Source organism: Halobacterium hubeiense, from assembly GCF_001488575.1.
GTDB lineage: Archaea > Halobacteriota > Halobacteria > Halobacteriales > Halobacteriaceae > Halobacterium > Halobacterium hubeiense.
In genome coordinates this window covers 1,368,832-1,392,070 of sequence record NZ_LN831302.1, presented here as the reverse complement: position 1 = coordinate 1,392,070, position 23,239 = coordinate 1,368,832, and the positions used below count along the sequence as shown (strand labels likewise).

Genomic DNA, 23,239 nt, shown 5'->3' with positions numbered 1-23,239 from the left:
ACGATTCGGCCGCTGGAGGCACTCAGTCCTCGAACACGGCTGCTTCGACTCTGTTCACGGCTACCAGCCCCACGTATAGCGAGGCCACGACGAGCGCGAGTTCCGCGAACGTGGACAGCACGGTGGGCCGGTGGAAATACGACTGGGGAACGATGGCGAGCACGACGCCCGCCGTGAGTCTCGCCACTGCGAACATCCCCACGTACTTCACCACCGTCGAGACGGCCGACGTCGTAGTTTCTCGGTCCATGAGTTCGGTGAACGGCAGTCGTTCGGGTTCGCTCCTGCGTGCCGCGCGCCGGCTCGCCTGCAGTCACGAACGGCGACGCCGCGACTACAGCGGAATCGTCTCGCCGGTCGCTGACGACTCGTAGATGGCGTCGATGGCGCGCATGTTCGCGACGGCCTCCTCGCCGTCGGTCAGCGGGTCGCGGCCGGCGTCCACGCTGGCCGCGAAGTGCTCGACTTCGCGCACGTAAGCGTCCGCCGGGTCGAACGTTTCCTCGACGGTCTTCTCGTCGGTCCCCCACCGCAGCACCGTCTCGGACTGACCGGGGTTGAACGCGGCCTCTGTCTCCAGCCAGCCGTCCGTGCCCTCGACGCGGTAGCGCTGGTGGAGCCCGGTCTCGAAGCCGGCTTCGATGGTGGCGGTGGCGCCGTCGTCGAACTCGAAGGTCGCCGCGACCTCGGTGTCCACGCCCGCGTCGCGGCGGTCGTGGGTGTGGCCGGAGACGAGCGCGGGCTCGCCGAGGAACGTGCGCGCGGCGTTGACGGGGTAGCAGCCGACGTCCATCAGCGCGCCGCCCGCGAGGTCGGGGTCGAGGCGGACGTCTGGGCCGTCCCCGAGCTGGAAGCTGAACTCCGCGTGGACGTGGCGGAGGTCGCCGAGCTCCTCGCGCGCGACTTCGACGGCGCGCACCGTCCGCGGGTGGTAGCGGTACATGAACGCCTCCATCAGCGTGACGCCGGCGTCCGCGCAGTGCTCGACGACGTCGACGGCCTCCTCGGCGCCGGACGCCAGCGGCTTCTCGCAGAGGACGTGGAGGCCGGCGTCGGCGGCGCGCTTCGTCCACTCGGCGTGGAGGCCGTTCGGGAGCGGGACGTAGACGGCGTCGATGTCCGCGTCCAGCAGGGCGTCGTAGGAGTCGTACGTCTCGGGGATGCCGTGAGGGTCGGCGTACGCGGCCGCGGCGTCCGCGCTCCGGGACGCGACTGCGCGCACCTCGTGGTCAGTGGCGGCAATCGCGGGGACGACCGCTTCGTCGCCGATGTTCGCCGTGGAGAGAATGCCGAACTGCATGCCGCAGACGCGAGTCGCCGACGCCGTAACTGTTTGGACCGAGGGCTGTCGAAATCGTCGCGGACAGAACACTCAAGCCGGCGGGCCGACTGCGTACGCGTGATGACCGAGATTCGAGCCCCGAGAGAGCGCACGTGCACGGAGTGCGGGCGCTCGGAGCGCTGGGACGACGAGACGGGGAACTGGCGCGTGGACGACGAGGTCGGGGACGTCTACTGCGTCCACTCGTGGGACGTCACGGGCACGTTCACGCCCGTCGAGGAGTCCTAGAGCGGACGGGTCGCGACGTAGCTGTCGCCGTCCTGCTCGACGACGCCGCGGCTGCGCAGCGTCTTGAGCACGCTGTACAGCGTGATGCGCGGCACGTCGAGTTCGCCGTGGAGTTCGTCCAGCGTCGCGCTCTCGTTCGTCGAGAGGTAGAGGTAGACCAGCTTCCCGCGCGGCGACTCCACCCCAGTCGGCAGCTGTCGAGTAGACATTCGTCGTTTGCCGACTGTAGTTCGACGATAATAAATCCTACCTTCGACAGTAGTCGTACCGGCGGCGCTGCGGGGAACACGTAGGTTCATGGCGACCGCCCGCGAACCCGCGAGCGTGTCGCGCCACGACCGCCTCGACCGGAATCCGACGCCCGGCCCCCGAAACTCCCTGTGGCAGTGGCCGGACGCCAAACACCCGCTGCGGGTCGCGCTCAACTACGTCGTCGTCGTGCTCGCGCGCATCTGCCCGAGCCTCCGCGCGAAGAACTGGCTGCTGCGCCGGCTCGGCGTGACCGTCGGCGCGGGCGCCGCGTGGGGGCTGGAATCCACGCCCGACGTCTTCTGGCCGGAACTGGTCACCGTCGGCGAGGACGCCGTCGTCGGCTACGACGCCACGCTGCTGTGCCACGAGTTCCTCCAGGACGAGTACCGCACCGGCGAGGTCGTCGTCGGCGACCGCGCGATGGTGGGCGCCGGTGCAGTCGTCCTCCCTGGCGTCACTATCGGCGAGGACGCGCAGGTCGCCGCGAACTCGCTGGTCGTCGAAGACGTCCCCGACGGCGAGACCGTCGCCGGCGTCCCCGCGGAACCGCTGGACCGCTAGTGGGTCGCGCGGACGCGCTCGGCCGCCTCCTCGTCGTAGCTCCCCGGGACGAACACGCCGGTCGCGGCGAGCGCGGTGAGGCTCGCGAACGCGCCGCCGACCGAGAACGAGCCGACCGCACGCAACACGGGGTCGACGGAGACGCCCGCGACGACGGCGGCCAGCGCGAACGCCACGAACGCCAGCACGAACGCCGCCCGCGCCTCCCGGAAGTAGGCCGCCGACGCGTACCAGAACGCCCGCAGGCGGCGCGCGAGCGTCGCCCGGTCGCCGGCCGCCGCGTCGGCCAGCCCGGCCGCGCCCGCGGCCGCCGTGACGCCCGCGCCGTAGCCGACCACGCCCGCGACCGCGAGCACGTAGACGCCCGCCTGCTCGTACACCGAGAACGAGCCCGCGGCGACGGCCACCAGTACGCTCGCGAGCGCGCCGAGCCACAGCGCCGCCCGCGCCCCGTGCTCGCGCGCCCACTCGCGGCGGTCGTCGCCGGCGACCGCGGCGTACCCGACGGCCGTCAGCACGGCCCACGTCCCGACCGTCGCGGCCGAAGCCACCAGACTCATTCGCGGACCACGACCACGCCGCGGTCGAACACGAGGTGGTTCGGGAGCACGTACTCCCGGCCGTCGTCCTCCACGCGCGTCACGAACACGTTCACCTCCTGTACGATGCCCTCGTGCTCGCCGATGGCGACGCGGTCGCCGATGCCGTACGGCTGGCGCAACAGGAGGTAGGCGCCCGACGCCGCCGACGTCAACAGCTTGTGAGTGGCGACCACGGTGAACAGGACGAGCGCCCCGACGTACGCCGCCAGCAACACCAGCAGCGCGTCTATCGCGACGCCGACCTGCGAGAGCGCGACCAGCGCCGCGACGAACAACACGCTGTACTTCACGATCTTCGGGAGAATCGACATCTCCGGCACCTTCACGCTGCGCAGGCGCTCGCTGACGAACAGCTCCGCCTTGTCGCCCGCGATGACGCCGAAGAACAGCACCGCGACCGCGATGACCACGGACGGCAGGAAGCCGACGACCGGATACCAGACCGCGTCCTGGACGGTGAGCTTCGCGACCTCCAGCGCCACCAGCACCGCGAACGCGTAGATTATCCACGACGTCAGCCGCGCGAGCAGCGACACCGTCGAGAACCCCACGTCGTGGGCCATCCGCTCGATGCTCGTCCCCTCGACGGCGTCGTCGACGCCCAGCGCCAACAGCAGGCGCTCGTTCACGCGGCCGACGAGGTAGCCGAGAATCAGTCCCGCGAACAGCACCGCGACGGCGAGCACGTACCGGAAGTCGGGGTCCAGTACCTGGCTGAAGTCGACTTGCATGTCAGTACTCCTCGGGGTCCAGTTCGAGGACGAGTTCGCCACCCTTGAACGCCCGCACGAGGCCGTCGGACTCCGAGAGCACGATGGCGACCGCGGTCGTGTCCCGCGTGATGGCGCCCGCGGCCATGTGGCGCGCGCCCAGTCCCTTCGGGATGTCCGTGCCCTCCGCGCCCGGTTCGAGGTAGCGGTACGCGCTCACGATCTTCCCGGAGTCGCTGATGACGAACGCGCCGTCCAGCCGCGAGAACTCCTTGAGCATCACGTTCACGATGGGGTCGCCGACGTGGACGTGGCTCTTCTCGAAGGGGTTGTAGGAGAGCGGCCGGGACTTGTTCATCACCTTCCCGGCGTCCCCGACGACGAACAGCGCGCCGACGGGCTCGCCCTTCTGTCCCTTGTTCCCGAGTTCGATGGCGACCTCGAAGACGTCCCGGATGACGCCGGGCTCGGCCCGCGAGTTCGCGAACAGGTCGTAGATGCCGGAGTGACGGGACTCGTCGACTTTCGTGCGCGCGACCATGTCGACGTCGTCGCCGAACAGCGGCGCCGCACAGCCGAGCGCGTCGCCGTCCTCGACGACGCCCTCCGAGAGCGCGCCCTCGATGCCGAACCGGATGCGCTCTTTGACGTCCTCGAACGCCAGCGGCAGCTCCACGAACGTCTCCGCGCCGACGGCGTTCTCCGTGGCGACGACCACCACGTCCGCACCTTCGACGTCTTTCACGCGGTCGTAGTACGCGCCGCTCGGCGAGAACACGAGCAACGCGTCGATGCCGTCGAGCACGTCCTCGAGGAGTTCCGGTGGCCTGGCCATTTACTGGAGGAAGCCGCCCCACGCGCAAAAAGGTTAGCGCCCGTCGTCCGCCCGTCTGACAGTCGCCTGCCGTGATTCGCCGGCCTCACGCCGACCCGGAGTCGCCGTCCTCGCCGGCCGCGGCCCGCAGTTCGTCGCGGACGCGCTCGGCGACGGTCGCGACCGCGTCGGCGGCGTGAGCGACGAGCGCGTAGTTCGCGACCGCGTCCCGGACGTCGTCGCGGTCCGGGTGGTCGTCGTCGTACTCGTAGTTGCGGTAGCCGCCGAGTTCGTGGTCGGCGTCGTCGAACGTCTGTCGCGCCTGCCACGCGAAGCGGTCGGCCAGCGGCCCCGCGGCGACCGCTTCGAGCGCGTCCACGGCCCGCTGGCGCGCTTCGACGACGGCCTCCGTCGAGGACGGCATCCCGTACTCGCCGTCCCGGATTGCCTCGACGGCGGCTTCGAGCGCCACGAGTGCGACGAGCGCGCGGCCGCTGCGGGTCACCGCCTGCGCGTACTCGTCGCGGCCGAACGCCGACTCGGTGGTCTCCACGGCGGTCCGTGCGTCCAGCGCCGCCCGGCTGAACAACCGCTCGGCCGGCGTGTCAGTGATTTCTCGGTCGAAGTCCGCCGGTTCGGCCTCGGCGTCGACGTACGGCGCGACGCGGCGCCGCGTGGACAGTGTCACCGCCTGCAACCGCGACGCGGCGGTCGCGACGGCGTCCCGGTAGCTGGTCATCGACGACTCCCGGTAGGCGTCCCGCAGCGCGGCGGCGTCGGCTACGTTCGCGCTCGCCGCCTCCACGCCGCGGACCAGCGAACCCACCGTCGAGACCGCGCGCTTCGGGTCGTCCGGGAACCGCTGCTCGGCGACCAACGCGTTCTCGGCGTCCCGCGCGAGCAGCTCCAGCCGCTCGTGGACGACGACCGCTTCGACGACGCTCTGCGCCTCGTACGCCCAGTCGCCGCGGAACGCGTGGAGGTCCTCGCGCACCGCCGCGCGGCGCTCCCGCAGCGCCTCGGGGTCGATGGTTCCGGTCGCGGCCGCGTAGGCACCCCGGACCTCGGCGGCCTCCGCGCGGTCGCGGCGCCACTCGTCCAGCGCGTCGAGCGTGGCGACGTCCCCGGGTGGGTCCGCGAGCGCGTCGGCGACGCCCGCGCGGTCAGCCGCGACTTCCTCCGCGACGGCCTCGTTCGGAATCTCCGGCTCCGCCGGCACCGCGGCGAGCAGTTCGCGGCCGCGCTCGTAGTGGTCGGCCGCGAGCGCGTCCGGGACGGGACCGGGGTACGTCGGCGACGCGGGCTCTGCGTCCGGCTCGGCGACGGACTGCAACCGCTCGGTGTCGTACTCGACGCCCCCGTTGTCGTCCCCGACGACCGGCAGGTCCGAACACCCCGCCGTCGTCGCGAGCGCGGCGCTCCCCGCGGCCGCGAGGAACGCGCGCCGGCTCCGCTCGGTCACGACTCGTCACCCCCGCTGTCGGCGACGACCGGGTCGGGGCGTCTATCGCAGCTGCTGCTCCAGCTCGACCCCATCGACGTGACGTCGTCCTCGACGAACGGGAACCGGATGGCGACCGCGACGGTCTGCCTGTCGCCGCTCGAACAGGCCACGTCCGCGGGTCGCAGGTACGAACAGAACGACGTCTGGAAGCCGTCATCCTCCCGCCACACGCCGCGGAAGCGGAGGTCGTAGCACTCCCGGACCGGCCGCTGCTGGAGGAGCGCGGACTCCGAGCCGTAGTCGGTCGCGCGCACGAACGCCTCCAGCTCCTCGGCCGGCCCGCCGTCACCGAACGAGACGTCCGCGAGGTCGTCCTCGGTGGCGACGTACGCGTGGCCGCCGACCGACGGTTCCCCGTCAGCGGGTCGCTCGCCCTTCCAGAACACGGGCTCGGCGGCGGACGCGCGCACGGTTCGGAGTTCGTAGTCGGTTACTCGGTCGCCCCGCCCGCCGCCGGGCGGCTCCTCGAAACCGTCGTCGTCGCTGCTGCTACACCCAGCGAGCGCTACCGCCGTCGCCGTTCCGAGTGCGTGGAGGGCACGTCGGCGAGACCAATCGGGCATCGACGGTGGGTTCGACGCGCCTCCCGAAAGAAGTGCAGGTCGCTAGTCGTCGGTCGTGGCGGCGTCCGCGCCGGCGACCTCCGAGTCCGTGAGGTCGACGTCGCGCCACGTGCCGCGCCGGTACCACAGGTAGGCGATGGCGGCGCCGACGACGTTCGAGACCGCGAACGACAGCCAGATGCCGGTCTCGCCCAGCGACTCCGCGGAGACCCACGCCACCGGGAAGCGAATCACGCCGAGGGTCAGCACGGAGATGGCGGCCGCGGTCAGCGTCTTCCCGGCGCCGCGGAAGCTCCCGGTGTACGCCCGCATGATGCCGATGAACCCGAACGTGAGCGCGACGTACCGGAGGAACTCCGCGCCGATGGAGACCACCTGGTCGGCGTTCTCCTGGCCGGCGCCGACGAACACGGAGACGATGGGTTCGGGCGCCAGGAACACGAGGACGCCGACCACCGTGAGGAGGCCGAACAGGACTTTCGCGGCGAGGGCCGCGGCGGCCTCCGCGCGGTCGGGCTTCCCGGACCCGATGTTCTGCCCGGTCATGGTTTCGACGCCGCGGGCGACGGCGATGGCCGGGAGCACGATGACCGAGAACACCCGCGTACCGATGCCGTACGCGGCCACCACGGGGTCGGAGAACGTCGCGACGATGAACAGCAGGAGGTTCATCGAGAGCGCGCGCCCCGTCCCCTCGATGGACGCGGGGACGCCGATGCGGGCGAGCCGCCGGAGGTACCCGAAGTCCGGCGCCATGTCCCGGAGGTTGATTTCGATGCCGCGGTTGCCGCGGAACATGATGGCGAGGCCGACCACGAGCGCGAGCGCGCGCGAAGAGACCGTTGCAACCGCCGCCCCCTGAATCCCCATCTCGGGGAACGCGACCGTGCCGACGACGGGCGCGTTCTCCACGACGGTCCACCCGAAGATGAGGAACGGGTCGATGACGATGTTCAGCACGACCGACCCGAACATCACCAGCATCGGCGTGATGGTGTCCCCGTAGCCGCGCATCAGCGCGATGAACACGGCGAACCCGAACATCGCCGCCAGCCCGAGCGCGACGACCTCCATGTAACTGGACGCCAGCGGGAGGACGTCCGCGGACGCGCCCATCAACGAGAGGAAGTCCCCGACGAAGAAGTAGCCGACGCCGCCCAACAGCAGCGACGCGAGGACCGCGAACGTGACCGTCTGGGAGGCGGCGTACTCGGCCTGTCGCTCTTCGCCGGCGCCGGTGTACTGGGCGACGAGGACGCTGCCGGCCACCGAGATGCCCATGCCAAGGGAGATGAGCAGGAACACCATCGGGAACGCGAAGCTGATGGCGGCGAGGGCGTCGGTGTTGTACTGGCCGAGCCAGAACGTGTCCGCGAGGTTGTACGCCGTCTGGAAGAGGTTCGTGACGACGATGGGCATCGCGAGGAAGAACAGCGGCTTCCCGATGCCGCCCGACGTCAGGTCGAACTCCTCGGGGCCCTTGAACGCGGCCGCGAGGCTACTCCGCAGCCCCATCAGGCCGTCACCTCGGCGCCGTCGGCGACCAGACGGGTCTCGACGTACTCCGCGAGCGTCTCCCGAATCCGGTCCAGCGGGTGGTTCACGGAGACGCGCCGCGTGTGCGCGCCCTTGATGGTCGTCACGAGGAACTCCGCGGTCGTCTCGGGGTCCACGTCGTCGCGGAACTCGCCGGCCTCGACGCCGGCCGCGACGACCGACTCGATGCGGTCGGCGAGGTAGCCGTCGAAGTCAGTGAGTCGCTCCCGGAACCCCTCGTCGTAGGGCGCCTGCGCCTTGATTTCCAGCATCGCCGTCCGGAAGTCGATGCCGGGGACGTCGCCGCCCTCCGCCAGCGAGAACTCCACGAGCGCGAGCAACTGCTCGCGGTGGGTCTCCCCGGAGACGTCGTCGACGTGGTCGGTGTAGTCGTCGTAGAGGTCCTCCAGGAACGCCTCGAAGAGGTCGTGCTTGCTGTCGTAGTGGTAGTGAATCGTCGCCTTGCTCTTCTCGGAGTTGTCCGCGATGTCCTGCACGGTGAGGTCCGCGTAGCCGTGCTCGCAGAGCGCGCGATACGTCGCCTCCAGAATCTCGTCGGTCGGTTGCGCCGCCATACTGGTCTTACCGGACTTACTGACTATTCAGTCAAAAGCGTTCGGAAGCACGAAGCCGCGTGCCGCTAACTACGCGTGAGAACCACTAACTTGGGTGAACCGGCTCCACGCACTCCGGACACTCCGCGTACACCACCGGGCCGTCGTCGCGCTCGTACTCCACGAGCACCGCGCCCGGCGGGATGGCCGCCCCGCACTCCGGGCACGCGCCGAGCAACTGGGATTCCGTAGACATAGCTTCACTCCATGCACACGCCGCGTCACGGCAAAAAGGCGACCCAACCGGACTGAAAGTGGAACTGGAGCGGTGTCCCTCGTTCACGCTCCAGAGGCGCGGGACCGGATTTGAACCGTTGCGAGAAATGCTCGCTCACTTCAGGAGTGAGAGTTAGCTGTCGAGCATTCGCGCGAACGCAGTGAGCGCGATTCACTGAACGCGAGGCGGAGCCGAGCGTTCAGCCTTTTTAGCGTAGATTTTTGCGCCGAGCGGTGCCCGCAGCGAGCGCGAGGCCGACCAGCGGGAGGCCTCGGAGTACTCGAACGGCGACCAGCGGGAGCCGTGAGAGCGGAGTGAGCGAGGACGCCCGAGGCGCAAAAAGGTACGTGCGCGGGACCGGATTTGAACCGAAGGAAGACTCGCTACGCTCGTCTTCCAGGGTTCAAATCCGTGCCTGCTCCCTCCTTCGTTTTCTCGCTTCGCTCGAAAACTCAGTCAGTGCGCGGGACCGGATTTGAACCGGCGGACCCCTACGGGATAGCGTCCTAAGCGCTACGCCTTTTCCTGGCTTGGCTACCCGCGCGCACTCCGACGTATCCGAGGCAGGCAAATGAGAATTGCGTTACGTCCCGGGGACGCCGAGCGCGTCGAGCGACCCGACGCCGACGAGCGTGAGCGCGGCGAGCACGACGGTTGCGACGGCCCACGCGGCGACGCCGATGATGGCGGCGCGCGTCCAGCCGACGGGGTAGCGCCACTTGATGACGCCGACCCACGCGACGAGCGCGAGCAGGCCGCCGACCAGCGGCACGCCGTCGAGGAGCGCCCACGCGATAGCGCCGAACAGCGCGGTGAGGACCGCGTCCCCGTACTCGCCGGCGCCGGCGACGTAGCTGGCGGCGACGTGGATGGCGACGCCGCCGACGAGCAGGCTCCCCGCGAACACGACCACGGAGTCGTCGATGGGGCCGGCCTGCGCGGGCGTTCCGGCGAACAGTTCCACGAACGCGACTGCGAGCGCGAGCGGTGGGATCGGTGGTCGCCACGAGGTCCGCCCGGCCCTTCAAGCGTCGAGACCGTCGCGCCGGATTCACTCGATTTGCCCCGAGTTCGCCGGCGAAGATTTACGTGCGGCGCGCCGAAGGGAGGGGTATGTACCGGGCGGGCGACGAGTTCGACCAACAACGGTGGCTGGACGACCTCGACAGCGTCGCTGGCGAGCTGGAACTGGACGCGGAAGCGAAGACGACTGCCAAAGACCTCTTCCTGTCGGCGACGCCGGGCGAGGAGCGGTCGAAGCCCGCGGTCGTCGCGGCCAGCGTCTACGCGGGCGCGCTCATCGCGGGCGACCAGCGCTCCCAGACCGCGGTCGCCGAGGCCGCCGACGTCTCCCGGCTCGCCATCCAGCAGCGGTGGAAGGAGTTACTGGAGGAAGCCGGGTTCGACGCGCCCACGTGGTAGACTAGCGGCCGTCGCGGTCGGGCGTGATGTTGCCGTGTTCGTCGATTTCTCCTTGCACGATGCGCGTCGAGGAGATGATGTCGCCGTCCTCGGCGCGGACGTGGTCGACGACTTCGATGTCCAGCGGGTCGTGGCCGCGCTCCTCGCGGATGTCGTTGATGCGCTCGCCCGTCGCCTTCGTCTCCGGCGAGACCACGAGCACGTCGAATTTGGGCTCCGTGGCGATGCCGGTGGGCTCCTCCAGCTTCCGCACCTCGAACTCGCTGCCGTAGTCCCCGGCGATGGCCGCGAGTTCGTCCTGGAGGTCCTGCTCGCGTTCCTCGAACGGCCGGACCGCGCGGTCGACGCTGCGCGTCTGTGCGGCGAGTTCGTCGCTGGTCAACCCGACGGTGACGTCACCGAGTTCGAACGCGCGCTCGAAGAGCTTGCGGTGGCCGTCGTGAATCGGGTCGAACGTCCCACCGAGGGCGACGTTCATACGCCGGCGGAAGACCCCGCCGCGTTTACCAGTTTGGGTTCAGGAGCGCTGTTCGTCCTCGTCGCCGTCGTCGGCGGCTTCGACCTCGATGCGGACGGGTTCGTCGGCGGCGTCGGCGTCCTCGCTGCCGAGGTGCGCGTCGAGGTTGAACACGGTGTTGAGTTCGTCCTGCACGCGGCCGACGACGCCGCCCACGAGGTCGCTGGGCGCGATGGCGGTGTACTCGTAGGGGTTGTTGCCGGCGCCCTCGCTCTGACGCTTGCGGCGCTCGACGACGTCCTCCTCGGCGAGCTCCGCGAGCGCCTCGCGGACCGTCGAGGGGTACAGCCCCGTGCCGTCGGCGACCTCCTCGCTGGTGCTCCACGGGTGCTGGCGGAGGTAGACGAAGATGCGCGCCCGCGTCTCCGTGTCGAGCACCCACGAGAGGATGTCGACGACCCCCTGGTCGAAGCCCGCGACGGCGCGCTCTTTCTCCTCCCCGAGTCGGTCCCGCGGCGACTGGTCCTCCCCCGCTGTCTCGTCGGTAGTGTCCTCGGACATGCGTCGTCTCGTTCGGGTCAAAAGCGACGTGTGGATGAAAAGCTCTTCGCCCCCCGCGGGCTCGCCCGGTACCACTCAGAGGACCAGCGACTCGTACAGCGCCGCTTCCCCGGCTTCGGCGAGCAGCCGGCGCTGCGCGCTCGCGCCCGACTCCGCCTCGTAGACGTCCCGGATGCCGGCGACGCCGAGGCGCTCGCACTCGCGCTCGACGACCTCGCCCAGCGACACCTCGCCGCCGGCGTCCCGCCGGACGAACGCCGCGTCGTGGCCGTGTCGGGTCGCCCGCCACTTGTTCTCGTCTAAGACCTCGCGGCGGAGCGCGCCGCTCGGGTCGCCGTCCCCGAAGACGTCCGTGACCGTGGGTTCGGCGGCGTCCTCGTAACGCTTCGCGTAGTCCACGACGAGCGCGTGCGTGTACTCCACGAACGCCTGCACCGTCTCGGGGTCGGCCTGCCCGTCGGGCGCCCGGACTTCGACGGTGCCGTGCCCGGAGTGCGGGCGCACGTCGTACCAGAGTTCCCCGCGGTCCTCGATGGCGCCGTTCTCCACCATCAGGCGCTCGAAGCGGTCGAAGTCCGCGTAGGAGTCGAACTCGGTGGGAATCCCGGTGTTCGGGAGCCCCTCGAAGATTTTCGCGCGCGCCGACGCCAGCCCCGTGTCGAAGCCGTTCCAGAACGGCGAGTTCGCCGACAGCGCCAACATCACGGGGACGTGCCAGCGCAACTGGTTCGCCACCCACACCGCCTTGTCCGCGTCGTCCACGCCGACGTGGACGTGCAGGCCGGCGGTCGTGTTGCGGTGCTGTGGGTACTGGATGCGTTCGAGCTGGGAGCGATAGCGGGGCTTCTCGGCGTGCTCGTGTTCGCGCCAGCGAGCGCCCGGGTGGAGGCCCGCGGCGGCGATGCGGTAGCCGTTGGCCTCGGCGTGCGCGACCAGCGCCGCCCGCACGTCCCGGACCGCGTCTGCGGCGTCGCCCGGGCCGTCGAGCTTGGGCGTCTGCGTCTCCACGACGAACTTGAACAGCTCGTGGTCGAGGCGTCCCTCCAGCAGCTCCGGCGGCTCTGCCTCGTAGACCAGCCGGTCGGTGCCGGCCGTCGGGACGCCGTCCTCGCCGACGACGAAGAACTCCTCCTCGACGCCGAGCGTCCCCAGTTCCGCGAACGCTTCCGGCGAACCCACGTCCATGCTGGCGGGAGTTACCCGTGGCGGCCGTAAATAGTTCTGGAAGTCGGCGGAGCTACCGGGTGTCTCCCCCTCGACCTATCGCGGCTACTTCGGCGTCGCGACGACCGCGAGGTGGTCGTCGTGGTGTGGCTCCAGCCGGTCGGTCGAGAGCACCTCGTACCCCTCGCGGAGCCGCTCCAACACGTCCTCGAAGACGGCCTCGGGCTCGCGCGTGACGTCCTCGCTGCGCGCCTTGATGGCGCCGACGAACCGGCCGTCGTCGGCGAGGAACTGCCGGTTCGCGAGCGCGACGTCGGCCTGCCCGCGCGTCGCCACGTCCTGCACGATGGCATCCAGCCTGGACTCGACGACGTGGGCGTACGTTTCGGGCTTGCGCGCGTCCTTCAGCAGCGGGAAGAGGTTCCCGCGGTCCTCGGCGACGCCGAGCAGGTCGCGGACGGGCCGCGGCGCGAACTCGACGGCGTACGTTGGGCCCGCGAAGTCCGCGACGTGGCTCACGGTCGTCCCGTTCGCCGCGCCCAAGTAGAGCACGCCGTCACCGCCGGACAGGCCCGTGTCGAGGCCGTGCGCGAACGTCGCGCCGAGCTTCGAGCGGGACGCGTCCCAGCGCCGCCACCCCTCGACGACGGGCTCGCCGTACACCGGCTCGCCGCGCGTCGCGAGCACTTCCTCGCCATCGAACTCGCGGCGCTGGACGCCCTCTGGGAGACTCATTCCGTATCACGAGCGCGGATGCGCTCGATGCGTTCGTCCAGCTCCTCCCGCAACTCGGGCCGCAGGTCCCCCGAGTAGTGGTCGATGCGCGCGGCGATAGAGAGCTTCCCGGCCAGTGCGCGCGCCGCCGACCCCCGGTGCTCGGGGTGGGTGTTGCGCACGTAGTCGTGCGTGTAGATGGCGCCGTGCTTCGGCGACGGCGCATGCCCGCGGAGGTGCGCGAACAGCGCGTCCTCCGCGCCAAGCACCTGCACCGTGCCGCTGGGCTGTTTCGCGAGGTCGTCGAGGCCGCCCGCCAGCGCAATCAGGCGCGCGGCGAGCATCGGCCCCGCGAGGTTCGAGAGGTTCGGCGCGACCGTCGGCGCCTGCCGCTCGACGTACTCGCGGACATCGTCGCGCTCGTCGGCGAGGCCCGCGACGCGCTCGCAGAGCGCGACCGCGCGCTCCTCGGTGGCGTTCTCCGGCTCGCGCTCCGCGACCTCGCGCGCGCCCTCGACGCCGCTGTCCACGTCCGCGAAGACGCTGCCCGCCCACTCCGTGCCGCGCTCGGCGAGCTCGTTGGCGGCGTCCGCGAGGTCCGCGGCCGCGCGCACCGCGTGAATCAGTTGTTGGTCGTCGGCGGCCTCGCGCTCGCGGACGGCGGCCCGCGTCCCCGCCAGCGTCGCGTCCCGCAGCAGCTCGTAGTACTCGTCGGCGTCGTCGGCGAACCCCGCGTCGACGGCCCGCTCGGGCCAGTCCGCGGGCGCGTCCGCCTCGCCTTCGCGGACGGCTTCGCCCATCGCGGCGGCGTCGCCGGGCTCGACGCCGACGAACCACCCCTGTTCAGTCATGTGCAGGCGTACCGGCCGCGCGGGGTTAAACCCACTCGTGTGGCGTCAGCACCGCCGCCCCTCACGTCGGCTGCGGACCGCCGCCCCCGCTGGGCTCGATGCGGCGGACGACGCCCTCGGCGCCGGACTTCAGTTTCACGCGCGCGCCCTCCGGGTCGGCTTCGCCGAGCACCGCGCCGACTTCGCCCTCGATGGGTTCCTTGCCGTGTCCCTGTTCGATGACCACGTGCAGTCCCTTCTTCAGCTCGTTCGGGTGCGGGTACTCCGGTGGCTGTTCGGTCATGCGCGAGCCGTCGAACGCCCCGCCCAAGATACTGCTGGCCGTTTTAAGTTCCGGGCGGCTGTGTCGTCGTACATGAGCGCACCACCGGGACCGTCCGAGAGCCAAAGGGACTTCTCGGACCTCTTCGACGAACTCGAAGACTTAGACGACCACGTCGAGGACGACGAAGCCCGCCAACAGCTCCGCGAAGTGAAGGAGATGGCGACGGACATGCAGCCCGAGGGGACGTTCGGCCGCGTCATCTACGGCTTCGACGCCAACGATCTCGCGGAAGCCCTGCTGGGAAGCCTCCTGTTCGGCATCCCGATGGCCGTCGAAGGCGGCACCAACGAGGCCGGCGAGTTTCTCGCCGGCCACCTCCCGTTGCTCGTGGGGAGCCTCGCAAGCACCGTCGTCATCGTTTACGGCCTGCTGTACGTCGCGCAGTTCCAGGACGTCCGCGTCGCGGACCCGATTCTCGGCGTCATCCCGCGCCGCCTCGTCGGCGTCCTCGGCGCGTCCACGGTCACGGCGACGCTGTTGTTGACCGCGTGGGGCCGCATCTCGTGGACGGACCCGATGCTCGCCGCGTCCACGGTCGCCGTCGCGCTCCTCCCGATGGCCATCGGCGCCGCCCTCGGCGACATCCTCCCCGGGAGCTAGCTACCGGTCGGCGACGCCGAAAGACAACGGTTAAAACGCGTCCGGGCGCAAAACAACGTATGAGCGAAACCGAAACCGAAGCCAAACGGGCGCGCAAGTGCGTGTCCTGTGGCATCAACATCTCCGGCACGACCGCCGCCGCGTTCAAGTGCCCGGACTGCGGCCAGCAGATCTACCGCTGCGCGAAGTGCCGCAAGCAGAGCAACCTCTACGAGTGTCCCGACTGCGGGTTCCGGGGGCCGTAACGATGGGGAAGGTCGCCGCCGTCCTCAAGGTCATGCCGGAGAGCCCCGACGTCGACCTCGACGACCTCGAGGAGCGCCTCTCGGAGTCCCTCCCCGAGGGCGCGAAGATCAACGGCGTCGAGACCGAGGAGGTCGCGTTCGGCCTCACCGCGCTCCTCACGACGGTCATCGTGCCCGACGACGCGGGCGGCACGGAAGCCGTCGAGGAGGCCTTCTCGAACGTCGACGACGTCGAGAGCGTCGGCGTCGAGGAAGTCGGCCGCATCTAAGCGCTCGCAGTTCGCTCGGCGAACGCGCTGTTCTTCCGTAATTCCGCCGCTCACCACGTCCGAGTCCGGAGCCGCTGGCGACCGCGTTCTCGGTGCGCGTCGCCCCGGTGGACCCCCCGGTCTGCGAGTGTTCTCCGCCGGCAGGCGATAGGTGTTTACTGCCGGGTCGGCTTCCTGCTACCATGCTACCGCCCGGTGCGGACGCCGTCGTCGTCCGGCACGGCGACGTCGGCGTGAAGTCGAGTTCGGTGCAGTCGGACATGGAGCGCCGGCTCCGCGAGAACCTCCAAGCCATCCTCGACGACCGCGGGATTCCGGGCGACGTCGAACGCGAGTGGGGCCGCCTGCTCGTGCGCACGCCCGACCCGGACGCCGCCGCGGACGCCGCCGCCGACACGTTCGGCGTCGTCTCCGCGAGCCCCGCGCTCTCGGTGCCCGCGGAGCTGCGCTCGATTCGCGGCGCGCTCGCGCTGACCGCCCGCGAGTGCTACGACGGCGGCGCGTACGCCGTGGACGCCCGCCGCGTCGGCGACCACGACTTCGGCAGCCACGACGTCAACCGCGAGGGCGGGGACGCCGTCTGGCACGCCGTCGAGCAGGACGTCCGACCGGAAGTCGACCTCGACGACCCCGACGTCACGTTCTCCGTGGAGGTCCGCCACGAGGAGGCGTTCGTCTTCGTGGAGCACCGCGACGGCCCCGGCGGGATGCCGCTGGGCACGCAGAAGCCGCTGGTCGCGCTCGTCTCCGGCGGCATCGACTCGCCGGTCGCGGCGTGGGAGGCGATGAAGCGCGGCTCGCCGGTCGTCCCGCTGTACCTCGACCTCGGGCCGTACGGCGGCCCCGACCACCGCGCCCGCGCCGAGGAGACGGCGCGCAACCTCGCGGCGTACGCGCCGAACTTCGACCTGCGGCTGCGCGTGGCCGACGCCGGCGACGCGGTCGAACGCCTCGGCGACGAGGTCGGTCGCACGCGGATGCTCTCGTACCGCCGGTTCATGTACCGGGTCGCCGAACGGCTCGCCGAACAGGTCGGCGCCGTCGGCGTCGTCACGGGTGAGTCGCTGGGGCAGAAGTCCAGTCAGACCGCCGCGAACTTCGCGGTCGTAGACCGCGTCACCGACCTCCCGGTCCACCGGCCGCTGTTCGCGCTCGACAAGCAGGAGATAATCGCTCGCGCCCGCGAGGTCGGCACGTACCGCGACTCCACGCTGAACGTCGGCTGCGAGCGCCTCGCGCCGAACCAACCGTTGACGGCCGCGTCCATGGAGAGCGTCCGCAAGGACGAACCCGACGACCTCTTCGCGTGGGCCGACGCGGTCGCCGACGGCATCGAAGTCTCGGAGGGGGTGCCGGCGTGACGCGCGTCTGCATCGTCGGCAAGCCGGAGGTGGACCTTCGCACGGAGCTGTTCGCGTACGAAACCGCGCGGCGCGCACTAGCGACCTACGACGTGAGGTCGCCGTACGAGAACACGGTCGCCGTGGACACCGTGAGCCTCGGCGCCGCGGTGTCGCTTTTGAACGACCTGAACTGGTATCTCGTCCGGCTCGCCGAGGAGGCGTTCGTCCTCGAACCGTCCGTGGCCGACGACGAGTGGCTCTCCCGCGACCTCGCCGCGGCCGTCCGGGACGGGGACGTGCGCGCGCCGGAGACGGACGCGCGGCTGAAGGTCTACGGCGTGGAGGACGGCGAACTCGTCGAGCCGATGTACGTCACGCGCGTGCAGGGCGAGCGTCCCGACTACGACCTCCGGGACGTCGAGGAGACCGTGGTCGTGCGCGTGACAGAAGCCGAGTTCGAGGCGTAATCAGGCGTCGAAGACGCCCGCGGAGAGGTAGCGCTCGCCGGAGTCCGGGAACACCGTAACCACGAGCGGGCAGTCGTCGTAGTCGGGCGTGCCGCCGTCGGCGAGGGCGTCCTCGTCGATGCCGGCGTCCGCGAGGTCGGCGGCGTCGAAGTCGGCTTCCGGGCAGTTCAGCCCGGGTTCGGCGATGCGCTCGGCGACGCGCTCGGCGGCGACGTAGGCGGCGCCGCTGGACTGCCCGACGAGGATGCCCTGCTCGCGCGCGAGCTCGCGGACGGTCGCCTCGGCGTCCTCGACGGCGACGCGCTCCACGGTGTCGATGAGGTCGCGGTCGAGGAGGTCGCTGACGAACCCCGGTCCCATCCCCTGGAAGTCGTCGTCGCCGGACTCGCCGGTCGAGAGCACGGCGTTCTCCTCGGGTTCGACCGCGACGACCTCCATGTCGGGGTACTCCTCCTTGAGCCGGGTCGCGGTGCCCGTGATGGTCCCACCGGTACCGACGCCGGCGACGAACGCGTCTATCTCGCGGCCCTCCACTTGGTCGATTATCTCCTCGGCGGTCGTCCGGTAGTGCGCCCGCGGGTTCGCGGGGTTCTCGAACTGGCTGACGCGGAACCCGCCGTCCTCGGCGGCCATCCGGTCGGCGCGCTCGTTGGCGGTCTCCATGCCGCCCTCGACGAGTTCGAGGTCCGCGCCGTACGCGCGCAGCAGGCGGCGTCGCTCCTCGGACATCGACGCCGGCATCACGATGGTGAGGTCGTAGCCGCGCGCGGCAGCGACGACCGCGAGGCCGATGCCCGTGTTCCCGCTGGTGGCCTCTACGAGGCGGTCGCCCGGCGAGACGTGGCCCTCGCGCTCCGCGGCCAGCACCATCTCTCGGGCGGGCCGGTCCTTCGCGGACCCCCCGGGGTTGAACGCCTCGAGTTTCGCCGCGACGGTCGCGCCCTCGGGAGCGGGGACGCGGACCAGCGGCGACCCGATGGCTTCGAGGATGCTGTCCTTCATTAGCCACGTCTAGGTAGTCCCCCACTAAACGTGTGGCGGGCACCGTCAGTCCTCGCCGCCTTCGACACCGGCCTACCCGGCCGCGTAGACGGCCGCCCAGCGCGGGCCGGCGCGCCGCGAGAGGCCCACCCCGACCGCGGCGAGGGCGGCGCTGGCGGCGACGAGCGTGCCGGCGTACGCCCCCGAAATCGGGCCGGAGACGGTGGCGAACGCGACCAGTAGCACCGGGACGAGGGGGACGGCGACGCCGGCCGTGAACAGCGCGAACCGCCGGACGTCGAAGAGGAACTCGTTCGGGTCGAAGCCCGCCAGCGCGACCGTCACGCCGAACAGGTACACCGAGAGCCCGCCGAGCAGCGCCAGCCCGACGGCGGCGTCCACCAGCGATACGTCGTAGATGGCGAGCACGACGACGTAGGCGGCCACCGACGTGGGGAGCCCGGTCAGCAGGAACGCGGTGCGCTTCGCGCGGAACACCGCCGGCACCGACACCGGCAACAGGAGGTACTCCTCGACGCTGTCGAACTGCGTCAGCCAGTTGTACGTCGTGAACGCGCTCAGCGCGAGGACGGTCCCGAAGAAGACGCCGGGCTTCGGGGTGACGCCAACGATGCGCGCGGCGACGTCCACGAGGAACGCCGCGAGCGCGAGCAGAATCGCCGCCGACACGACGGGCTTGAGGAGGCCGCCGCTGGAGCGTGCGAGGTCCAACAGCGTGCGCGCGACGAGCCCGTTCTCGTCGCCGATGGCGTCCGCGAGCGGCCCGAACTGGTTCGGTCGGGTCTCGGCGGGGTCGCGGTGCGTCGGGACGTAGACGGCGAGCGCCGCGGCGCCGGCGGCGAGCGCGGCCGCCAGCACCGCGAGCGCGTGCAGGAAACTGGTGGCGACGACGGCGTTCCACGCGGCGGCCGCGTTCCCCGTCGCCCAGACCGCTCCGGCGCCGCCGGCGACGACGACACCGAGCGCCCACGACGGGACGCCGCGCGTGCGGGCCGCGATGGCCGCGAACGTGGCGACCATCCCGACGACGAACGCGACCAAAAGCGACACCCACAGCGAGCCCAGCGCCGCCGGCGCGAGCGCGCCCGTCGCGACCAGCGGCGCGAACCCCGCGCAAATCGGTAGCAAGAACAACACCGCGTAGTAGGCGGCGTCTTTCACGAGGAACGCGCCGAGCAGCCGGCGCCGCGACAGCGGCAGGTAGCCCGCCGTCGAGAGCAGCACCTCGGTCTCGCCGAGCGCGCGCTCCAGGAGGTCGTCGCCGACCAGTCCGGCGGTCCCCGTGTAGAGGCCGAACGCGAGCGCGAGCACGCGCGCGCCGTCCGCGATTGCGGCCGCGTCCGTGCCGGTGAACTGGAGCGCGCCGACGGTCGCCGCGCTCGCGACCGCGACGAACACGGGGACCGCGCCGAAGCGCTGGCCGCCGAACAGCGCCGCGTGCAGGCGGTGTTCCTCGCGGGCCATCGCGCGCAACACCAGCCACGTCCTCGACGCCATCACTGCACCCCGCCCGCCGGCGTGTCCCGCGGGTCCGCGCCCTCCACGGCGTCGAGGAACGCGTCCAGCAGGTCAGTCTCGGTGTCGGCGACGTCGCGCTCCGCGACGACCCGGCCGTTCGTCACGATTCCGACCCGCGAGCAGACGTCCTCGGCGACGTCGATGTTGTGCGTCGAGAGGAACACCGCGTTGCCGTCCTCGGCGTACGACCGGAGGTAGCGCTTGACCTGCTCCTGGACGATTGGGTCGAGGTTCGCCAGCGGCTCGTCGATGACCACCACGTCGGGCTCGTGGACGAACACCTGCGTCAGCATCACCTTCTGCTGTTGGCCCCGCGAGAGGTCCGCGCACAGCGTGTCCAGTTTCGCCGCGAATCCGAGGCGCTGGCTCCACTCCTCGACGCGCTCGGCCACCGTCTCGTCGTCCAGACCGCGCACGCGCCCGACGAACTCGAAGAACTCCGTGGGCGTGAGGAAGCTCGGCGGCGTCTGCTGCTCGGGAAGGACGCCGACCCGGCGCCGCGTCTCGACGGGCTCGTTCGCGGGGTCCGTCCCCAACACCGCCGCGCGGCCGCCGTCCGGGCGGAGCTGGCCGGTCAGAATCTCGATGGTCGTCGTCTTCCCGGCGCCGTTCGGCCCGAGGAACCCGTACACTTCGCCGCGGTCGACCGCGAGGTCGAGTCCGTCCACGGCCCGCACGTCCCCGTAGGCCTTCCGCAGGGAGTCGGCCTCGATGACACTCATCACCGCGGACTGGTACGTGCTCGCAAATGAGTCTGTGGGGCCGTCGCCGCGAGCGCGAGCCTTTTGCCCGCGCCACGCCAACTGATAGCTATGAGCCTGAACACGATGGAGCCGAACCCGGCGTGGGACGCGAAGTCCTACCCGGAGGTCGTGGAAGCGTTCGAGAGCCTCGGCGACGACGTGACCGTCCACGTCTGGGGCGCCGACTGGTGCGGCGACTGCCGCAGCCAGCTCCCGGACTTCGCGGCCGCGCTGGACGCCGCGGGCGTCGAGAACGTCGAGCAGTACCCCGTCGAGCGCGAGGACGGCGAGAAGTACGGCCCGAAGGTCGAGGAGTACGGCATCGAACTCATCCCGACCATCATCATCGAGCGCGACGGCGAGGAGCTCGCGCGCTTCGTCGAGGAGGAGAGCGTCTCGCCGGCGGTCTACCTCGCCGAGCAGCTCTAGGCGCGGAACTCCGCGAGCCACTCCGCGATTTCTGCGGTCGTCGTCACGGGCGGCGAGCACGCGCGCCGGCAGACGTACGCCGCGGGCTCGCCGTCGGCCGCGCTCCGCTCGGCCCACACCGGCGGCGCGTCCCCGAGTCCGAGGTCCTCCAGCCACGCCGCTAGCCCGGACTCCGCGGGCGGCCGAACGGTCAGTAGGCGGTGCGGGAGGTACGACGCCCCAATCGTCTCGCGCCACTCGCGGGGGAGCGCGTCCGCGGCGACCGTGACCTCCAGGAGCCCCTCGGCGCGGGTATCGGCGGCGAGCGCGAGCGTCGCGTGGCTCGTCGGCGTGGTCTCCGCGCGGCCGCCGTACCGTTCGAGCATCGCGCCCGCGGCGTCCCCGTAGCCCGCGTCGGGGTCGAACGCGTCCAGCGCGAGCAGGGTTTCGGCGGCGACGCCGACGGGGGACGGCGTCGGCCCGTCGGCCACGTCCTGCGAGCGCACGCCCACGTCCTCGACGGATTCGGGCGTCTCGTAGAGCGCGCCGGTCTCCGCGTCGTAGCACTCCGCGAGCAGGGCGTCCGCGAGGTCGAGCGCGAACCCGAGGTGGTCGTGGTCGCCGGTCGCCTCGTAGGTCGCGAGCGCGCCTGCCGCGAGGTACGCGTAGTCCTCCGCGTAGCCCACGCCGGCGACGTCCCCGTCTATGACCCGGCGAGACAATCGCTCGCCGTCCCACAGCGTCCCGCGGACGTACTCGATTGCGTCGGCGGCGCGCTCGGCGTACGAGTCGTCGAGCGCGAGGCCGGCTTCCGCGTACGCTCGCGCCATCAGGCCGTTCCAGCCTGCGAGCACCTTCTCGTCGCGCGCAGGCCGTGGCCGGTCCTCGCGAGCCACGCGCAGGCGCTCCGCTGCGGCGTCGAGCGCGCTCGCAATCTCGCCCTCGGAGCGCTCGAAGTCGTCCGCGAGTTCGGACAGGGTCGCGGACACCGTGAGCACCGTCTGCCCGTCCTCGAAGTTCCCTGCCGCGTCCACGCCGTATCGCGCGCAGAAGACGTCCGCGAGGAAGTCGTCCGACTCGTCGCTGGGCGCTTCGCCGGCGTACTCGCCAATCGCGTCCGCCACCTCGTCGGGCGTCCACACGTAGAACGCGCCCTCCTCGTGGTCACCATCGGGATTCGAGGGCGGCGCGCTGCGGGCGTCAAGCGTCGCGTAGAAGCCGCCGTCGGGGTGGCCGAGTTCGCGGTCCACGAACGCCAGCGTCTCGTCGACCACGTCGGCGTACCGCTGGTCGCCGAACAGCCGGTAGCCGTCGACGTACAACTCGGCGAGCGCGGCCTGGTCGTACAGCATCTTCTCGAAGTGCGGCACCGTCCAGTCGGCGTCCGTGCAGTAGCGGTGGAAGCCTCCGCCGAGGTGGTCGAAGAGGCCGCCGTCGGCCATCGCGTCGAGCGCGTGCCGGGCGGCGTCGCCGTAGCGCGTCCCCATCTCGCCGTCACCTCGCTCTCGATGGTGAGCGCGTAGCAGCGCGCTCACGCGGCCGGCCTGCGGGAACTTCGGCGCGCGCCCGAACCCGCCGTGGTCGCCGTCCGCGGCGCGCGCGAGTTCGTCCGCGGCGGCGAGCAGCGGGCTCTCGTCGCCGACCTCGATGGGGTCGGGCAGCGACTCCAGTTCGCCGCGCGCGGTGCTCATCCACTGGTCGGCGCGCTCCTCCAGCTCGTCGCGGTTCTGGTCCCACTCTTTGGCGACGCGCTTCGTCAGCGGGAGGAAGCCGGGCTGGTTTCGCTCGGCCTCCTTCGGGAAGTACGTCCCGACGTAGAACGGCTCCTTCTCGGGCGTGAGGAACGCCGACAGCGGCCAGCCGCCGCCACCGCGGACGGCCTGACAGACGGTCATGTACAGCGAGTCGACGTCCGGGCGCTCCTCGCGGTCGACCTTGATGGGGACGAAGTGCTCGTTCAGCACCTCGGCGACCTCGGGGTCGGAAAAGGACTCCTCCTCCATGACGTGACACCAGTGGCACGCCGAGTAGCCGATGGAGAGGAAGATGGGGACGTCGCGCTCGCGGGCGGCCTCGAACGCTTTCTCGTCCCACGGCTGCCAGTGCACGGGGTTGTCGGCGTGCTGGCGGAGGTACGGGCTCGCGGTCTCGTCGAGCCGGTTCCGCGCGGTGGGGTCGGACATACCCCAACGAGGGCGCGCCGGCGG

The 23,239-nt window shown here is 71.0% G+C and carries 31 protein-coding genes and 1 tRNA gene; 9 read left to right on the top strand and 23 right to left on the bottom strand.

Features of this window, described 5'->3' with window-relative positions:
* Positions 1 to 22: 22 nt before the first annotated feature.
* A complete protein-coding gene (locus tag HHUB_RS07210; RefSeq protein ID WP_143416372.1) occupies positions 23 to 214 on the bottom strand; it encodes a hypothetical protein in 192 nt (63 codons plus the stop codon).
* Between the two features lie 120 nt (positions 215 to 334).
* Positions 335 to 1,300, bottom strand: coding sequence for a Gfo/Idh/MocA family protein (locus tag HHUB_RS07205; protein WP_059056956.1), 966 nt, complete (start codon positions 1,298 to 1,300; stop codon positions 335 to 337).
* Positions 1,301 to 1,402: 102 nt separating this feature from the next.
* Between HHUB_RS07205 and HHUB_RS17060 the strand changes: the two genes are divergently transcribed.
* The gene (locus tag HHUB_RS17060) at positions 1,403 to 1,570 is read left to right on the top strand and encodes an HEWD family protein (RefSeq protein WP_169793400.1); all 168 of its coding nucleotides are present in this window, start codon (positions 1,403 to 1,405) and stop codon (positions 1,568 to 1,570) included.
* On the opposite strand, the gene HHUB_RS07200 is transcribed toward HHUB_RS17060, so the two are convergent.
* Positions 1,567 to 1,779, bottom strand: a complete 213-nt coding sequence (locus HHUB_RS07200) for a helix-turn-helix domain-containing protein (protein WP_059056955.1) — start codon at positions 1,777 to 1,779, stop codon at positions 1,567 to 1,569. The two genes, HHUB_RS17060 and HHUB_RS07200, sit on opposite strands and share 4 nt — an antisense overlap.
* Before the next feature lie 88 nt (positions 1,780 to 1,867).
* On the opposite strand from HHUB_RS07200, the gene HHUB_RS07195 reads away from it, so the two are divergent.
* Positions 1,868 to 2,383: an acyltransferase gene (locus tag HHUB_RS07195; protein WP_059056954.1), complete on the top strand. Its 516-nt coding sequence runs from the start codon at positions 1,868 to 1,870 to the stop codon at positions 2,381 to 2,383.
* Here the strand turns inward: HHUB_RS07195 and HHUB_RS07190 are convergent.
* From HHUB_RS07190 to HHUB_RS07150, 10 genes are all read right to left on the bottom strand, one after another.
* Positions 2,380 to 2,943, bottom strand: a complete 564-nt coding sequence (locus HHUB_RS07190; protein ID WP_059056953.1) for a hypothetical protein — start codon at positions 2,941 to 2,943, stop codon at positions 2,380 to 2,382. The genes HHUB_RS07195 and HHUB_RS07190 overlap by 4 nt on opposite strands.
* On the bottom strand, positions 2,940 to 3,716 hold the full coding sequence (locus HHUB_RS07185; protein ID WP_059056952.1) for a mechanosensitive ion channel domain-containing protein: 777 nt from the start codon (positions 3,714 to 3,716) through the stop codon (positions 2,940 to 2,942). Before HHUB_RS07185 ends, HHUB_RS07190 begins: the two co-directional genes overlap by 4 nt.
* Before the next feature lies 1 nt (position 3,717).
* Positions 3,718 to 4,530 (bottom strand): diadenylate cyclase DacZ, encoded by an 813-nt coding sequence (dacZ, locus tag HHUB_RS07180; protein WP_059056951.1) that lies wholly within the window; start codon positions 4,528 to 4,530, stop codon positions 3,718 to 3,720.
* 85 nt (positions 4,531 to 4,615) lie between these two features.
* On the bottom strand, positions 4,616 to 5,971 hold the full coding sequence (locus HHUB_RS07175) for a hypothetical protein (protein ID WP_059056950.1): 1,356 nt from the start codon (positions 5,969 to 5,971) through the stop codon (positions 4,616 to 4,618).
* On the bottom strand, positions 5,968 to 6,576 hold the full coding sequence (locus tag HHUB_RS07170) for a hypothetical protein (RefSeq protein ID WP_059056949.1): 609 nt from the start codon (positions 6,574 to 6,576) through the stop codon (positions 5,968 to 5,970). Before HHUB_RS07170 ends, HHUB_RS07175 begins: the two co-directional genes overlap by 4 nt.
* 42 nt (positions 6,577 to 6,618) lie before the next feature.
* Entirely contained in the window at positions 6,619 to 8,091 is a 1,473-nt protein-coding gene (locus HHUB_RS07165; RefSeq protein WP_059056948.1) for an MATE family efflux transporter, read from the bottom strand.
* Positions 8,091 to 8,687: a TetR/AcrR family transcriptional regulator gene (locus HHUB_RS07160; protein WP_059056947.1), complete on the bottom strand. Its 597-nt coding sequence runs from the start codon at positions 8,685 to 8,687 to the stop codon at positions 8,091 to 8,093. Before HHUB_RS07160 ends, HHUB_RS07165 begins: the two co-directional genes overlap by 1 nt.
* Positions 8,688 to 8,772: 85 nt before the next feature.
* Positions 8,773 to 8,922 (bottom strand): DUF7837 family putative zinc-binding protein, encoded by a 150-nt coding sequence (locus tag HHUB_RS17055; protein ID WP_169793399.1) that lies wholly within the window; start codon positions 8,920 to 8,922, stop codon positions 8,773 to 8,775.
* A 481-nt stretch (positions 8,923 to 9,403) separates the two neighbouring features.
* Positions 9,404 to 9,487: transfer RNA gene (locus HHUB_RS07155), tRNA-Leu, on the bottom strand.
* Between the two features lie 39 nt (positions 9,488 to 9,526).
* A complete protein-coding gene (locus HHUB_RS07150; protein ID WP_238323936.1) occupies positions 9,527 to 9,907 on the bottom strand; it encodes a hypothetical protein in 381 nt (126 codons plus the stop codon).
* A 149-nt stretch (positions 9,908 to 10,056) separates the two neighbouring features.
* Here HHUB_RS07150 and HHUB_RS07145 point away from each other — a divergent pair, with 149 nt between their 5' ends.
* The gene (locus HHUB_RS07145; RefSeq protein ID WP_059056946.1) at positions 10,057 to 10,365 is read left to right on the top strand and encodes a transcription initiation factor IIB family protein; all 309 of its coding nucleotides are present in this window, start codon (positions 10,057 to 10,059) and stop codon (positions 10,363 to 10,365) included.
* Between the two features lies 1 nt (position 10,366).
* Here the strand turns inward: HHUB_RS07145 and HHUB_RS07140 are convergent, their stop codons facing one another.
* From HHUB_RS07140 to HHUB_RS07115, 6 genes are all read right to left on the bottom strand, one after another.
* Entirely contained in the window at positions 10,367 to 10,843 is a 477-nt protein-coding gene (locus tag HHUB_RS07140) for a phosphopantetheine adenylyltransferase (RefSeq protein ID WP_059056945.1), read from the bottom strand.
* Between the two features lie 39 nt (positions 10,844 to 10,882).
* Positions 10,883 to 11,383 (bottom strand): winged helix-turn-helix domain-containing protein, encoded by a 501-nt coding sequence (locus HHUB_RS07135; protein WP_059056944.1) that lies wholly within the window; start codon positions 11,381 to 11,383, stop codon positions 10,883 to 10,885.
* A gap of 75 nt (positions 11,384 to 11,458) precedes the next feature.
* Complete coding sequence (locus HHUB_RS07130) at positions 11,459 to 12,568, bottom strand: glutamate--cysteine ligase (RefSeq protein ID WP_059056943.1); 1,110 nt, start codon at positions 12,566 to 12,568, stop codon at positions 11,459 to 11,461.
* An 84-nt stretch (positions 12,569 to 12,652) separates the two neighbouring features.
* Complete coding sequence (locus tag HHUB_RS07125) at positions 12,653 to 13,282, bottom strand: fibrillarin-like rRNA/tRNA 2'-O-methyltransferase (RefSeq protein WP_059056942.1); 630 nt, start codon at positions 13,280 to 13,282, stop codon at positions 12,653 to 12,655.
* Complete coding sequence (locus tag HHUB_RS07120; protein WP_059056941.1) at positions 13,279 to 14,112, bottom strand: NOP5/NOP56 family protein; 834 nt, start codon at positions 14,110 to 14,112, stop codon at positions 13,279 to 13,281. Before HHUB_RS07120 ends, HHUB_RS07125 begins: the two co-directional genes overlap by 4 nt.
* A 61-nt stretch (positions 14,113 to 14,173) precedes the next feature.
* Positions 14,174 to 14,395: a hypothetical protein gene (locus HHUB_RS07115; protein ID WP_059056940.1), complete on the bottom strand. Its 222-nt coding sequence runs from the start codon at positions 14,393 to 14,395 to the stop codon at positions 14,174 to 14,176.
* A 72-nt stretch (positions 14,396 to 14,467) separates the two neighbouring features.
* Between HHUB_RS07115 and HHUB_RS07110 the strand changes: the two genes are divergently transcribed.
* The 5 genes from HHUB_RS07110 to HHUB_RS07090 all read left to right on the top strand — a co-directional run bounded on the left by HHUB_RS07110 (position 14,468) and on the right by HHUB_RS07090 (position 17,361).
* On the top strand, positions 14,468 to 15,037 hold the full coding sequence (locus HHUB_RS07110) for a DUF2391 family protein (protein WP_059056939.1): 570 nt from the start codon (positions 14,468 to 14,470) through the stop codon (positions 15,035 to 15,037).
* A 59-nt stretch (positions 15,038 to 15,096) separates the two neighbouring features.
* Entirely contained in the window at positions 15,097 to 15,282 is a 186-nt protein-coding gene (locus HHUB_RS07105; RefSeq protein WP_059056938.1) for an HVO_2753 family zinc finger protein, read from the top strand.
* Between the two features lie 2 nt (positions 15,283 to 15,284).
* Positions 15,285 to 15,551, top strand: coding sequence for an elongation factor 1-beta (locus HHUB_RS07100; protein WP_059056937.1), 267 nt, complete (start codon positions 15,285 to 15,287; stop codon positions 15,549 to 15,551).
* 182 nt (positions 15,552 to 15,733) lie between these two features.
* On the top strand, positions 15,734 to 16,912 hold the full coding sequence (locus tag HHUB_RS07095) for a tRNA sulfurtransferase (RefSeq protein WP_059056936.1): 1,179 nt from the start codon (positions 15,734 to 15,736) through the stop codon (positions 16,910 to 16,912).
* The gene (locus tag HHUB_RS07090) at positions 16,909 to 17,361 is read left to right on the top strand and encodes a DUF5804 family protein (RefSeq protein ID WP_059056935.1); all 453 of its coding nucleotides are present in this window, start codon (positions 16,909 to 16,911) and stop codon (positions 17,359 to 17,361) included. Before HHUB_RS07095 ends, HHUB_RS07090 begins: the two co-directional genes overlap by 4 nt.
* On the opposite strand, the gene HHUB_RS07085 is transcribed toward HHUB_RS07090, so the two are convergent.
* The 3 genes from HHUB_RS07085 to HHUB_RS07075 form a co-directional block, all read right to left on the bottom strand.
* Positions 17,362 to 18,363, bottom strand: coding sequence for a PLP-dependent cysteine synthase family protein (locus tag HHUB_RS07085; RefSeq protein WP_059056934.1), 1,002 nt, complete (start codon positions 18,361 to 18,363; stop codon positions 17,362 to 17,364).
* Positions 18,364 to 18,435: 72 nt separating this feature from the next.
* Complete coding sequence (locus tag HHUB_RS07080; RefSeq protein WP_059056933.1) at positions 18,436 to 19,860, bottom strand: hypothetical protein; 1,425 nt, start codon at positions 19,858 to 19,860, stop codon at positions 18,436 to 18,438.
* Positions 19,860 to 20,603, bottom strand: a complete 744-nt coding sequence (locus HHUB_RS07075; RefSeq protein ID WP_059056932.1) for an ABC transporter ATP-binding protein — start codon at positions 20,601 to 20,603, stop codon at positions 19,860 to 19,862. The genes HHUB_RS07080 and HHUB_RS07075 overlap by 1 nt, the downstream gene beginning before the upstream one ends.
* A gap of 90 nt (positions 20,604 to 20,693) precedes the next feature.
* Between HHUB_RS07075 and HHUB_RS07070 the strand changes: the two genes are divergently transcribed.
* Positions 20,694 to 21,053: a thioredoxin family protein gene (locus tag HHUB_RS07070; protein WP_059056931.1), complete on the top strand. Its 360-nt coding sequence runs from the start codon at positions 20,694 to 20,696 to the stop codon at positions 21,051 to 21,053.
* On the opposite strand, the gene HHUB_RS07065 is transcribed toward HHUB_RS07070, so the two are convergent.
* Complete coding sequence (locus HHUB_RS07065; protein WP_059056930.1) at positions 21,050 to 23,215, bottom strand: thioredoxin domain-containing protein; 2,166 nt, start codon at positions 23,213 to 23,215, stop codon at positions 21,050 to 21,052. The genes HHUB_RS07070 and HHUB_RS07065 overlap by 4 nt on opposite strands.
* Positions 23,216 to 23,239 lie beyond the last annotated feature (24 nt).